The sequence below is a fragment of the Devosia sp. FKR38 genome (assembly GCF_005222805.1).
Taxonomy (GTDB): domain Bacteria; phylum Pseudomonadota; class Alphaproteobacteria; order Rhizobiales; family Devosiaceae; genus Devosia.
Map to the genome: position 1 here is coordinate 2,597,760 of NZ_STGC01000005.1, position 13,281 is coordinate 2,611,040.

A 13,281-nucleotide genomic window follows, 5' to 3' on the forward strand; every position below is an offset into this window, starting at 1 on the left:
TCGGAGCCATCGCTATGTTTACCTTCGTGCGCCGCAGCCTTGCGGCCGTACTGATCTCGGCCGCCCTTGTGTCCGTCGCTGTCGCCCAGGATTGGCGCGAACAATATCCCGAGCTCACCATCGGAATCTCCTCGGGCGAAAACGAAACCGACGCCGTCGCCCGCAACCAGCCCTATGCCGATTACCTGAGCGCCGAGCTCGGTGTGCCGGTCAAGATCGTGCGCGGCACGGATTACGCTGCCGTCATCGAAGCCATGCGCTCGGGCCATGTGCAGTTCGCATCGGTTGGCCCGGCGGCCTATGCCCTGGCCCGCAAGGTGATGGGCGAAGACATCGCGCCTGTGGCCGTAACGCTCGATAAGGAAGGCAATTTGGGCTACTATTCGGTGATCGCGGTCCGCGCCGACAGCCCCTACCAGACCCTGGCCGATATCAAAGGCAAGTCCTTCGCCTTTGCCGATCCCAACTCGACCTCGGGCTATGCCGTTCCGTCCTACTATCTCGCGACCGAACTCAATACCAGTGCTGACGACTATTTCAGCGAAGTTGCCTTTTCGGGCGGCCACGAACAGAGCGTAATGGCCCTGGTCAATGGCACGTTCGAGGCCGTGGCCACCCATTGGCGCAACGAGACGGCCGGCAATATCCAGAACATGGAAAAGAAGGGCCTGATCCCGGTCGGTTCGACCCGGATCATCTGGAAGTCACCCGTCATCCCCAACACCCCGGTCATGATGCTGACCACCCTGCCGCAGGAGCTGCAGGATGCCTTCAAGACGGCCTTGATGGCCTTCCCGGAAAAAGACCCTGAAGGCTTTGCCACCTACAGCAACGGCACCTCGAGCGGCTATGTCGAAGCCAAGCATGAGGATTATCTCGACGTCATCGCCATCACCGAGTTCAATGCCGAAGAGCGTCGGCGCAAGGGCAACTGATCTGATCGATCTGTCGGCGCGCGGCTCAAGCCGCGTGCCGATCCGCGCTGCCGCAACAAGGAGTTGGCCAACATGAGCAGTCTGGGACTGACAGACGGCGGGCTGGACGCCGGTCGAGCCGAACGGCTGGTCGCGTTTGAACATCGCTTTGCCGGTGAGCGTCGCACCAGGCGGCTATGGACGCTGCTGCAATTGGCTGTTTTCGCGCTGGCACTGGCCGGCTCGATCATGGTGAGCAACTTCAACTTGGCCGGTCTCATGAACGGCCTGCCCAAGGCCTGGACCTATATTGCCGGGACACTGCCCGAGCTGAGGTGGCAGACTTTGGGTGCTGACCTGGCCGACTGGTACTGGGGCCTGCGCTTCTGGCTCCGCCTGCTTGTCGAGACAATCCTGATGGGCTTTGTGGGCACGGTTCTGGGCGGCGTCGTCGCGCTGGTCCTGTGCTTTCCCGCCTCGCGCAATCTGGTGCAGCACACGGCCATCTATTTTGCCGCGCGGCGCACGCTCGAATTCCTGCGCACCGTGCCCGAGCTGGTTTTCGCGCTGATCTTTGTCTTCGCCTTCGGCCTGGGACCATTTGCTGGCGTGCTGGCGATTGCCGTGCACACCGCCGGGTCGCTGGGCAAGCTGTTTGCCGAAGTGAACGAAAATGTCGACACTCGTCCGCTCGATGGCATTCGCGCGGCCGGGGGCAATTGGCTCATGCTGATCCGGCTGGGCGTGGCGCCGCAGGCGCTGCCCAATTATGCCAGCTATCTGCTCTTGCGCTTCGAGATCAATGTGCGCGGCGCGTCTGCGCTCGGCATCGTGGGCGCCGGCGGCATCGGGCAAGAGCTCTACGTCGCGATCCGCCAGTTCGAATACACCGATATCTCTGCAATCATGCTGCTGCTGATCGCCACCACTTCCATCATCGACATCACCTGCGAAACCATCCGCCACCGGCTGATCGGGCAGGACCTGCATGCGGGACACTGACATGAGCACAATCACCCATGGCGAACTGGCACGGCTGCGCAAGGCCCATCCCGGTGTGTTTGCCCGACCGCTTCTGGAACGGCTCAAGACCGGCGCGCTCTGGATTGGCTTTGCTGCTGCAATGGCCTTCGGACTTTGGTGGGTCGACGCCAATCCGATGCGGATCGTCAATGGTCTGAACAAGCTCGGCCTGCTGGTCCGGCTGATGCTCCCACCCCATCCTGGCGACGGCCTGTGGGACTATGTCCGCGCCATGGCGGAGACCCTTGGCATGGCGTTTCTGGGCACGGTCGTTGCCGCTGTGCTGGCGGTGCCGCTCGGTTTTCTTGGTGCCAAGAACGTCATGCCGAACTGGCTGTTTCATTTCGGGCTCAGGCGCTTCTATGACGGTTTCCGCGGCATTGACGGGCTGGTCTGGGCGCTGATCTTTGTTTCAGCCGTGGGGCTGGGACCCTTTGCCGGCGTACTGGCCATTGCGGTTGGCGATCTGATGGTCTTTGCCAAACTCTTTGCCGAGGCGATCGAGAATGTTGAGAACCGGCAGGTGGACGGCGTTCGCGCCGCTGGCGGCAGCAGGACCCAGGTCATGCGGCTGGGCGTGTTCCCGCAGGTGTTTCCGGTGATGATGAGCCACGTGCTCTACTTCTTTGAGTCCAACGTCCGCTCCGCCACGATCCTGGGCATTGTCGGCGCTGGCGGCATCGGGCTGCAGCTGTCCGATCGCATGCGCATTAACAATTGGCAGGAGGCCGCTTTCATCATTCTGATGATCTTGGTAACGGTCGCGGTGATCGACAATCTCTCCCGCCGCATCCGCGCCAGGCTCATCGGCACCACCCAGCCGGTGTGAGCCCTGCCCGCAAACCGTCGGACCGAGCCCAGCCGTCGTTGTATTCGCACCACAGGTGCCGCTCACAAAATAGCGAGCGATTGCTCCTGTTAACCAATGCGCGTTAATGCTGGACGATGGTGCGGCGCGCTGGCCCGGTGGCGGGCGGAGCGGTCGTGCCTGATGCGACGCTGCGCTGCTGGAGCCCCAATGCACAAGATCCTGGTTTGCCTGATTGCGGCCCTGTCATGCGGCGTGAGCGCCGCGCCTGCTCTGGCGCAGGATGTGGCCAGCCTCGCGGTCAGCCCGGTCATCATCGCGCCCCCTGGTTCGGCCATTGGCGAAACCATCAAGGCACGCCTGTCGGCCGCCTATTATGGCGCCGGCAAGGAGACCAGCGCCTATTCGGAGGCCCAGAAGCTCTACTTCTTCTACGGCTCCCGCCATTTCGAACCCATCTGGGTCAGCCAGACGGCCAGCGGCGGCGTCGAATTCTCCGCCCCGGCCCAGAAGATCCTCAAGCTTTTCGCCCAGGCGGCGAGCGAGGGCCTGCGCCCCGAGGATTATCTGACGGCCGATCTCGATGTCACCGGCGTCAAGGCCGATCCCACCCGCATGGCCGAGCTGGAAACCGCCTTCTCGCGCGCTGCCATGCGCTACGCCACCCATATCTATACCGGCCGCATCGTGCCCTCGTCGGTGAGCGCCAACCTCGATATCGCGCCCAAAAAGCTTGATGAGGCCGGCCTGCTGGTCCAGCTCGCGACCAGCGCCGACCCGGTCGCCGTGCTCAATGCGCTCGAGCCGACCCATCCCGAATTCCTGGCCCTCAAGGCGGCCCTGGCCACCTTTGACGAGACCCAGACCGATCGCCCCATCGCCATTCCCGCCGGCCGCACCCTGCGCCCGGGCATGACCGACGAGCGCATTCCCACGTTGCGCCAGCGCTTCGAGCTGCCCCTGGGCACCGACAATGTCTATGATGACACCCTGGTGGAGGCGGTAAAGACCTTCCAGGCCGCCCATGACCTCGATGTCGATGGCGTCATGGGCCCGGCCACCCTGGCGGCAGTCAACGGCGGCGCGCCGCTCACCCGCGCCGACATCCTGGCCAATATGGAACGCTGGCGCTGGATGCCGCGCGATCTCGGCGCCTTCAACGTCTTCGTCAACGTCCCCGAGTTCCGCCTCGCCATCAGCCGTGACGGCCAAGAGGAATACACCACCCGCGTGGTGGTCGGCACCACCAAGAACCAGACCCCGATCTTCTCGGACAATATCCGCCACATCGTGGTCAATCCCTACTGGAACGTGCCCAGTTCCATCATCCGCGGCGAGATCGCTCCAGCGGTGATGAACAATCCCGGCTATATCGACAGCCACAATTACGACCTGCTCTACAATGGCAATCCGGTCAGTCCCTGGGCCGTCGACTGGAGCCAGGTCAGCACCACCAATTTCCCCTTCCGCGTGCGCCAGCGTCCCGGCAGCGGCAATGCCCTGGGCCAGATCAAGTTCCTGTTCCCCAACAAGCATGACGTCTATCTGCACGACACCCCGTCCAAGTCGCTGTTCGCCCGCGACTTCCGTGCCTATAGCCATGGCTGCGTGCGGGTGCAGAACCCCATGGAATTTGCCGGCGCCCTGATGGCCAACGAGCCCAATATCAGCCGCGCCTCGCTCGAGGCCATGTTCGGCAGCGCCGAGCGCTGGGTGAACCCGCAGACGCAGATCCCGGTGCATATCGCCTATTTCACCATTCGCGTGGAAGCCGATGGCAGCCTGCGCTCGTTCAACGACATCTATGGCCACAATGCCAAGCTGATCGCCGCCATGGGCCTGGCGCCCGCGGCGCCTCTGCCTGAAATCGTCGCCGAAGCCGGCGATGGCGCCATTTCGCCCTGAGCACGTCGAAGCGTCTCGCTTCGACCACGTTGAAGCGAGACGCTTCGACCACGTCAGAACGCCTCGTTCTGACCACGTCGGAACGTCTTGTTCTGACAACGTCGGAACCTTTCGTTCCGAGCACGTCTGACCGTCTTGTTCCGCCCGCGTCTTAACGCCTCGTTGACGAATTCGCCTTGGTTGTGCCAGTTTTGTCACGTAATAACGGGTCCGTGAACAGCATGGCGTGCGTGTTTGACGGCTTGTTAGCGTTAATAAATTCGATCGACTTCTGCGCTAAGATCACCTGATTGCAGGCAATAACCGGGCAGAGTACAGCGTGACGGGGACCTCGTTTTTCCAACGATATCGGATCGGCCGGCTGTTGCTGGCCGCGGTGATCAGTCTGTCCGTCATCCTGCCGCAGAGCACTGTCCCGGCCGCTGCCGCCTCCGAGCGCGCCCTCTACCTCTACTATACCCACACCAAGGAAACGGCGCGCATCGTCTTCAAGCGCAATGGGCAATATGTCCAGGCCGGCCTTAACCAGCTCAACCAGTTCCTGCGCGACTGGCGCCACAACGAACCCACCAAGATGGATCCCCGCCTGTTCGATCTGGTCTGGGAAGTCTATCAGGAAGTTGGCGGCAGCCAGCCGATCAATGTGGTCTCGGCCTATCGCTCGCCGGCCACCAATTCCATGCTGCGTGAAAAGTCCTCCGGCGTCGCCGAGAACAGCCAGCATATCAAGGGCCACGCCATGGATTTCTTCATTCCTGGCGTTCCCCTGGCCCGCTTGCGCGCCACCGCCATGAAAAAGCAGGTTGGCGGCGTGGGGTTCTATCCCACCTCCGGCAGCCCCTTTGTGCATCTGGACACCGGCTCGGTGCGCGCCTGGCCGCGCATGACCCGTGCCCAGCTCAAGGAAATCTTCCCTGACGGGCGCACCATGCACCTGCCCACCGATGGCAAGCCGCTGTCCCAGCAGGGCTATCAGGTCGCTCTGGCCGAATGGCAGAAGTGCCACGCCTATCCCTGCAACGGCAGTTCCTCGGGCACCCAGGTTGCCGACAACGGCAGCAGCGGTCGCAGCCTGGTCGACATGCTCTTCGGCGGCGGCAATGATACGGCAAAGGGCGTTGCCGCACCTGGTCAGATTGCCCCGCGGGCACCCGCCCCCACGCCAGCCCCGCCGCCCGTCCAGCTTGCCGCGGTCGCCCCCGCCGATGCTCCAACCAGCGTCGCCCCCATTCCCGCCATGCGCCCTGCCCAGCTGGGCGGCGTAGCCGCGCCCGTCGCCGTGGCCGAAGCCAATATTGCCCCCGTCCCGGCCATGCCCTTCTCCACCGTCGGTAGCGCCCCCCTGGCGCCCGAGGAACTGGCCAGTGGTCTGGCCGCCCCGGTTCCCGCCACCAAGTCGCAGGCCCTTCTGGTCGCAACCGCCGCGACGCCGCCCTCGGGCGATGCCGTCACCGCCCTGGCGGCCTTCAGCGCCCCCGTGCCGCAGCCGCGTCTGATCATGACCGATGCGCCCCAGCCCGATGTGCTGGCCGCCTATCTGCCCCCCATGCAGCAGGATGCCGATGCCGAGCGCGCGCTGCGGATGATCATCGGCACCGAGACCCGGCCGGCGGTCACCGCCGCCCTGCCGACCAATCGCCTGCCGCCGCTGCCCGCCGAGCCCCCTGTGCAGACGGCCTCGCTCGGCGATGGCAAGGGCGACAACGGCGCCATGACCGACCTGTTCCGCGGCACCTTTGGTGCGGCCGAGCAGAATGCCCCCATTGCCGCCGCCCTGGCCGAACATCTCGCCAAGCGCCCGGCCACCGAAGTCGCGATGCGCAAGCCCGATCTTGTTGCGCCCGATCTGGAGCATGTGGTGGATGTCTTCCTCACCCCCATTGCTCTGAGCTCAGGCCATTTCGCCGATATCTGGGACCATGACGAGGCCGACTTCAGCCCCACCACCGAAATGGGCCGCTATGTCACGGTGATGCGCGCCGGCGATTTCCCCGAGGGCCTGTCCTCAACCCGCTTCGTCAGCGCCGCCCCCGTCAGCGTCGCCGCCAACTAGACCATCCTACAAGCGCCATTTTTGTCCGGCAGCACACGCCCCCAGGGCGCTGTGCTGTCGGCCATTGTTGCAAAGCCGATGCGGCGCGCCTAAACAACACTCACCCTGCCCCTTGGCAAAGGACTGCCAGTTTGGCCGACTCGCCCGCTACGCCGTTGCTCGACACCGTCAATTCACCTGCAGACCTGCGTGGCCTGCCGCGCGACACCCTGCGCCAGCTGGCCGATGAGCTGCGCGCCGAAATGATCGATGCCGTCTCGGTCACCGGCGGCCATCTCGGCGCCGGCCTGGGCGTGGTCGAACTCACCGTGGCGCTGCATGCCGTGTTTGACACCCCGCATGATCGCATCATCTGGGACGTCGGCCATCAGGCCTATCCGCACAAGATCCTGACCGGCCGTCGCGACCGCATCCGCACGCTGCGCCAGAAGGATGGCCTGTCCGGTTTCACCCGCCGCGCCGAAAGCGAATACGACCCCTTTGGCGCCGGCCATTCATCCACCTCCATCTCTGCCGGTCTGGGCATGGCCGTGGCCAGCGAACTGCTTGGCACGCCGCGCAATGTCATTGCTGTCATCGGCGACGGCGCCATGTCGGCCGGCATGGCCTATGAGGCCATGAACAATGCCGGTGCGATGGATGCCCGCCTGATCGTCGTGCTCAACGACAATGATATGTCGATCGCGCCGCCGACCGGCGCCCTGCGCACCTATCTGGCGCGACTGGTCTCCGGCCCGGTCTATCGCGGCACCCGTGAAGCCGCCAAGACCGTCGTCAGCAAGCTGCCCGCGTTCCTGCATGAACCCGCGCGCAAGACCGAGGAATTCGCCCGCTCCTTCTTCACCGGCGGCACGCTGTTTGAAGAGCTGGGCTTCTACTATGTCGGGCCCATCGACGGTCATGACCTGGAGAGCCTGCTGCCCATTTTCGACAATGTGCGCGATGCTGCCGAGGGCCCGATCCTGGTCCATGTCGTCACCAAGAAGGGCAAGGGCTATGGCCCGGCCGAGGATTCGGACGACAAATACCACGGCGTGTCCAAGTTCAACGTCATCACCGGCGCCCAGTCCAAGGCGCCCTCCAATGCTCCCTCCTACACATCGGTCTTTGCCGAGACGCTGATCCAGGAGGCCAATGACGATCCGCGCATCGTCGCTGTGACCGCCGCCATGCCCTCAGGCACCGGGCTCGACAAATTCGCCCAGGTCCATCCCACCCGCATCTTCGATGTCGGCATCGCTGAGCAGCATGCCGTCACCTTTGCGGCTGGCCTGGCCAGCGAAGGCATGCGCCCCTTCTGCGCCATCTATTCCACCTTCCTGCAGCGCGCCTATGACCAAGTGGTCCACGACGTGGCCATCCAGCACCTGCCGGTGCGCTTTGCCATCGATCGCGCCGGCTTTGTCGGCGCGGACGGCCCCACCCACGCCGGCAATTATGATGCCGCCTATCTCGGCGCCATCCCCGGCATTGTGCAGATGGCCGCCGCCGACGAGGCCGAGCTGCGCCACATGGTCACCACGGCCACGCACTATGACAACGGCCCCATCGCCTTCCGCTATCCGCGCGGCGACGGCCTGGGCGTCGACATGCCCGCCCGTGGCCAGATCCTGCCCATCGGCAAGGGCCGCATCGTCCGTCAGGGCGCCACGATTGCCATTCTGAGCTATGGCACCCGCCTGGGCGAAGTGCTGGCTGCTGCCGACCGGCTCGCAGCCCTGGGGCTCAACCCCACCGTGGCCGACGCCCGCTTCCTCAAGCCGCTCGACGAGGAGCTCACCGCCAGCCTCGCCGGCAGCCACGATGTGCTGCTGACTGTCGAGGAAGGCTCAATCGGCGGCTTCGGCAGCCATGTCGCCACCTTCCTGGCCAGCAATGGCCTGCTCGATGGCAAGCTGCGCTTCCGCCCGCTGATGATCCCCGATCGCTTCGACGAGCATGCCAGCCAGGCCGACATGTATGCCGCAGCCGGTCTGGATCGCGCGGGCATCGTCGCCACCGCGCTCACCACGCTGGGCTACGACGAAGCCGCCATGGTCGCCGCCCTCAAGCGCTAGACCCGCCTGCCCTTGTCCTGACGCCGCTCTGTGCGCCGCCCCCTTTGGGGGGAGGCCAGGACGTTCCCGCATGGCCCCGGGGCGACGCTCACACCCGCGCAAATCCGATTTACCTTTACGTAAACGTCAGCTAGATTTCCCATACGTCCGGAAGCACTGAAAGTGCCCGGATGATGGTGCGGTGCCACCACATTATGGCTGCAGGAGGTGGCTGTGGTGGCCCGTCGTCTGGTCAACATGAGGAGCACTAAAATGATCAACAAGGCGCTGCTGGCGCTGGCCATGGTGGTCGCCACGCTGGCCCCCGCCACCGCAGCCGAACCCATCGTGGGCAATTGGAAGACCGCCAGCGGCGAGACCGCCGCGATTGCCGCCTGCGGTCCGGACTTCTGCGTCACCCTCAAGACCGGCAAGCACGCCGGCCGGCAGATCGGCCGCATGAACGGCCAGGGCGACAGCTACAAGGGCGAGATCACCGATCCGGCTGCCGACAAAACCTATTCGGGCTCCGGCGAGGTCAATGGCGACGCCCTGGTGATGAAGGGCTGCGTGCTGGGCATCTTCTGCAAATCCCAGACCTGGTCCCGTCTCTGATCCCGATGGATGCCGCCCCCGGCATCCATCACCACGCCTCGAACGGCACGCCTGCCCTGCGTTTGAACCAGATTGCCCGCCCGGCGCTAAGAGATTTTCAAACACTTGCGCGCCTAGCTGAACATCGTCTCAGCAGTCTCAGGGCCCGCCCATGTTGTCTTCCATCGCCTCGGCCACCGCCGGCATGACCCGCGCCGCCGATCGGCTTGAATCCAGCGCCAACCGCGTCGCCCGCTTTGGCACGGGCCTGGCCGATGTCGACCTCGCCACCGAGGCCGTGGAGGTCACCATGGCTCAGGCGGACTTCAAGGCCAACGCCAGCGTCGTGCGCGTCGCCGACGCCATGGCCAAGGCGACCATCAACATCCTGGCCTGAACGTAGGAACGCCCGGCAGCACGCGGCAACCGGGCGTCATACTTGCTTCGGCGGCAGCCTGTCTCAGTCGTCGGAGGGCGCAGCCACCATGCCCAGCGCGCTCATATAGAGCTCGAGCAGGGCTTCCTGCTCCATGCGCTCATTGGCGTCCTGCTTGCGGATGGCCACGATCTTGCGCAGAATCTTGGTATCGAAGCCGTTGCCCTTGGCCTCGGCATAGATTTCCTTGATATCGGCGGCGATGGCGGCCTTTTCTTCTTCCATGCGCTCGATGCGCTCGATGAACGCCCGGAGCTGGTCCTGGGCAACGCTGTCTTCAGCCATCGGTCTTACCTCACTAGATCAAGCGCTGCTTGAACCGCAGACTCACCTCCGGTTCAACCCTTTTGTGATCCAATCCACACCCCTGCATTCGGGCATACCCCCAATTCCGCCAAAACGGGTCTTTAGCCATTGACCATTTGGTCACCATGGGCTCAAAGAAGGCACGTTTCCGATGATTTCTGGCTCGCATTTGCAAACCTTCCGTCTCGGCATGACCCTGATCGGTACTATGCTTGGCAGCCTGGCGTTCTTCGCCACGCCGGCACGGGCGGATTTGCGCGTTTGCAACGAGACGACCAATCTGGTCTCGGTCGCCATGGGCTATCGCGCTGATCGCGGCTGGATGAGCGAAGGCTGGTGGCAAGCCGCACCCGGCGATTGCCGCGTGCTCTATCAGGGCGATCTGCAGCGCCGGTTTTACTACATCTACGCCGCCGACGATCAGGCCGGCGGGGCCTGGGACGGCTCGGTTTTCATGTGCACGCGAGACGAAACCTTCACCATATTCGGGGTTGAGGATTGCCTTGCACGCGGCTATGAGCGCACCGGCTTCTTCGAAATCGACACGCAGAACCGCACCGACTGGACCTTGCAGCTCACCGAGAACGCCGATGGTCCGGCCGTTGTCGGTCCTGACGGAACCGCTGCGCCAGGCAGCCAACCTTTCCTTGTCAACCCTGGGGACGCAGACGCCCCCCAGGACGACATTTCGAACTGAGAAACGGACACGCAATGAGACGCATGAGACGCGCAAAGATCGTCGCCACCCTCGGGCCAGCCAGCCATGAAGAGAAGATGATCGAGGAACTGGCCAAGGCCGGCGCTGACGTGTTCCGCATCAACATGAGCCATGCCAGCCATGAGCTCCTGCACCAGACCGTGGCGCGCATTCGCAGTGTCGAAAAGCGCCTGAACCATCCGCTGGGCATCCTGGTCGATTTGCAGGGCCCCAAGCTGCGCGTGTGGAAGTTCACCGACGGCTCGGTCAATCTGGTGGCTGGCCAGAAGTTCATTCTCGACAGCGACAAGAACGACAACGGCAATGCCGAGCGCGTTTACCTGCCCCATCCCGAGATCATCGAAAGCGTGTCGGTCGGCGACCGCCTGCTGCTCGACGACGGCAAGCTGGCCCTCAAGGCCACCAAGGTGGGCAATGGCGCCATCGAGACCGAGGTCATCTATGGCGGCAAGCTGAGCGACAAGAAGGGCGTGTCCCTGCCCGATACGCTGCTGCCCACCGGCGCCCTCACCGAAAAGGACCACGCCGACCTGCTCGAAGGCCTCAAGGCCGAGGCCGACTGGATCGCCCTCAGCTTCGTGCAGCGCCCCGAGGACATCATCGACGTCCGCAAGATCGTTCAGGGTCGCGCCGGCGTCATGGCCAAGATCGAAAAGCCCCAGGCTATCGAGCGCCTCGAAGAGATCATCAAGCTGTGCGACGCCATCATGGTGGCCCGCGGCGACCTGGGCGTCGAGCTGCCGCTCGAAACCGTCCCGGGCCTGCAGAAGCGCATGATCCGCATGGCCCGCCGCTATGGCAAGCCGGTGGTCGTGGCCACCCAGATGCTGGAATCGATGATCACCGCACCCGTGCCGACCCGCGCCGAAGTCTCGGACGTGTCGATCGCCGTGTTCGAAGGCGCCGACGCCATCATGCTCTCGGCCGAATCCGCCTCCGGCCAGTACCCGGTCGAAGCCGTCGCCACCATGAACAAGGTGGCCGTGGCCGTTGAAGGCGATGCCAACTATCGCGGCATCATCCGCGCCGCCCAGACCGAGCCGGAGGCCACCGCCGCCGACGCCATCTCGGCAGCGACCCGCCAGGTCGCCGAGACGCTCGATCTGGCCGCTATCGTCACCTATACGGCATCCGGCTCCACCGGCATCCGTGCCGCCCGCGAGCGGCCTTCCAAGCCCATCATCGTGCTGTCGCCCAACATGCGCACCATCCGCCGCATGTCGGTGGTCTGGGGTGTCCATTGCGTCCAGACCGAAGACGCTGTCAGCCTGGAAGACATGGTCGATCGCGCCTGCGTCATCGCCTATCAGGAGGGCTTTGCCCGCCCCGGCGACCGCATTGCCATCACCGCTGGCATTCCGCTGGGCACGCCCGGCGCCACCAATATGCTGCGCATCGCCTTCGTCCGCCAGGACGGTGCCGGGTCTAGCTGACTTCGCACCGCGCCGCTCCGCGGCAAAATCGCTCCAGTGGAGCGATTTTAGGTGCGAAGGCCATGAGGCCTATGGCCGAATGGCGGGAACATCGGTCGGCGCAGCCGATGAAAGGCTCCAGTGGAGCCTTTCAAGTCAAGAAGGCCTTGAGAGCTACGCTCGAAAGGCACGGAGCCGGGCCGCTCCGCGGCAAAATCGCTCCAGTGGAGCGATTTTAGGTGCGAAGGCCATGAGGCCTATGGCCCAATGGCAGGACAACCTACCAAGAAGAAGGCCCGCAGCAATGCGGGCCTTCTTCTTGCGCGTCGCTCAGCTTTCCAGCAGCGACTTGAGCACCAGCAGATCGGTTTCCAGCCACGCCTGCTCGGAGTCAAAGGCCTCGGTGGTCACGCCGGGCTGCTGCATGGCCGTGTGCACCAGCACGCAGCTATCGCCATTGGCCAGCACGCGCACGCCCACCAGCCGCTGCAACTGCGTCCCGAACCACACCGCATAGTCGAGCACGAAATGGCTGTTCTCTGCCGTCAGCTCGACCCGCACGCGCCCCTCGGGCATATCGAACAGCAGTTGTGGCCGCCCCATCTCCACCCGCCGCTCGGCGATGCCCAGCTGCAGCCAGTCACCAAAATTGTCCGGATCGACCAGGAAGCGATAGACCTCAGCGGCAGGGCGCCGGATCGCGATGGTCAGTGTATGCGCACGCAACATCAATTTGCCTGAACGAGACGGTCGCAGCAACGACCAGCACGGGAATGAGGAGCCTGGAGGAAGCAAAGGGAAGGCCAGCCCAGAAACAACAAAGCCCGCTTTCGCGGGCTTTGGAAGAGGTCGTGTCACAAAGGCTCAGCCCTGGCGGGCCTTGAAGCGCTTGTCCACCTTGTTGATGATATAAACCCGGCCGCGACGGCGGACGAGCTTGTTCGCGCGGTGGCGAGTCATCAGCGCCTTCAGCGAGTTGCGGATCTTCATCGGACGATTCCTTGGTCAAACAAAAGAGGCGCCTGCGCGCCCCGGAAACTTGGCGGCATACATAGGGAATATGCTGCACCCTGTCA

Annotated in this window: 13 protein-coding genes; 10 read left to right on the top strand and 3 right to left on the bottom strand. The window is 64.1% G+C overall.

Annotated elements, in window-relative coordinates; translation table 11 throughout:
- Positions 1-14: 14 nt before the first annotated feature.
- From phnD to E8M79_RS17595, 8 genes are all read left to right on the top strand, one after another.
- Entirely contained in the window at positions 15-935 is a 921-nt protein-coding gene (gene phnD / locus E8M79_RS17560) for a phosphonate ABC transporter substrate-binding protein (RefSeq protein WP_137153133.1), read from the top strand.
- Between the two features lie 72 nt (positions 936-1,007).
- A complete protein-coding gene (gene phnE / locus E8M79_RS17565) occupies positions 1,008-1,916 on the top strand; it encodes a phosphonate ABC transporter, permease protein PhnE (protein ID WP_137153134.1) in 909 nt (302 codons plus the stop codon).
- 1 nt (position 1,917) lies between these two features.
- Entirely contained in the window at positions 1,918-2,766 is an 849-nt protein-coding gene (gene phnE, locus E8M79_RS17570) for a phosphonate ABC transporter, permease protein PhnE (RefSeq protein ID WP_137153135.1), read from the top strand.
- A 189-nt stretch (positions 2,767-2,955) separates the two neighbouring features.
- Positions 2,956-4,650 (top strand): L,D-transpeptidase family protein, encoded by a 1,695-nt coding sequence (locus tag E8M79_RS17575; protein ID WP_171015914.1) that lies wholly within the window; start codon positions 2,956-2,958, stop codon positions 4,648-4,650.
- Positions 4,651-5,026: 376 nt separating this feature from the next.
- A complete protein-coding gene (locus E8M79_RS17580; RefSeq protein ID WP_248305028.1) occupies positions 5,027-6,703 on the top strand; it encodes a DUF882 domain-containing protein in 1,677 nt (558 codons plus the stop codon).
- Positions 6,704-6,834: 131 nt separating this feature from the next.
- Positions 6,835-8,760: a 1-deoxy-D-xylulose-5-phosphate synthase gene (gene dxs / locus E8M79_RS17585; RefSeq protein WP_137153138.1), complete on the top strand. Its 1,926-nt coding sequence runs from the start codon at positions 6,835-6,837 to the stop codon at positions 8,758-8,760.
- A gap of 252 nt (positions 8,761-9,012) precedes the next feature.
- On the top strand, positions 9,013-9,354 hold the full coding sequence (locus E8M79_RS17590; protein ID WP_137153139.1) for a DUF2147 domain-containing protein: 342 nt from the start codon (positions 9,013-9,015) through the stop codon (positions 9,352-9,354).
- 151 nt (positions 9,355-9,505) lie between these two features.
- A complete protein-coding gene (locus E8M79_RS17595; RefSeq protein WP_137153140.1) occupies positions 9,506-9,730 on the top strand; it encodes a flagellar hook protein FlgE in 225 nt (74 codons plus the stop codon).
- Between the two features lie 63 nt (positions 9,731-9,793).
- Here E8M79_RS17595 and E8M79_RS17600 read toward each other — a convergent pair whose 3' ends face one another.
- Positions 9,794-10,054, bottom strand: a complete 261-nt coding sequence (locus tag E8M79_RS17600; RefSeq protein WP_137153141.1) for a DUF2312 domain-containing protein — start codon at positions 10,052-10,054, stop codon at positions 9,794-9,796.
- 172 nt (positions 10,055-10,226) lie between these two features.
- Here E8M79_RS17600 and E8M79_RS17605 point away from each other — a divergent pair, with 172 nt between their 5' ends.
- Together E8M79_RS17605 and pyk are read left to right on the top strand one after the other, a co-directional pair.
- Positions 10,227-10,772 carry a DUF1036 domain-containing protein gene (locus E8M79_RS17605; protein WP_137153142.1) on the top strand — a complete coding sequence of 182 codons (546 nt, stop codon included), beginning with the start codon at positions 10,227-10,229 and terminating at the stop codon, positions 10,770-10,772.
- 14 nt (positions 10,773-10,786) lie between these two features.
- Positions 10,787-12,226, top strand: coding sequence for a pyruvate kinase (gene pyk, locus E8M79_RS17610; RefSeq protein ID WP_137153143.1), 1,440 nt, complete (start codon positions 10,787-10,789; stop codon positions 12,224-12,226).
- 309 nt (positions 12,227-12,535) lie between these two features.
- Here pyk and E8M79_RS17615 read toward each other — a convergent pair whose 3' ends face one another.
- A complete protein-coding gene (locus E8M79_RS17615; RefSeq protein ID WP_137153144.1) occupies positions 12,536-12,934 on the bottom strand; it encodes an SRPBCC family protein in 399 nt (132 codons plus the stop codon).
- Between the two features lie 135 nt (positions 12,935-13,069).
- On the bottom strand, positions 13,070-13,195 hold the full coding sequence (gene ykgO, locus E8M79_RS17620) for a type B 50S ribosomal protein L36 (RefSeq protein WP_046105532.1): 126 nt from the start codon (positions 13,193-13,195) through the stop codon (positions 13,070-13,072).
- Positions 13,196-13,281: the final 86 nt, after the last annotated feature.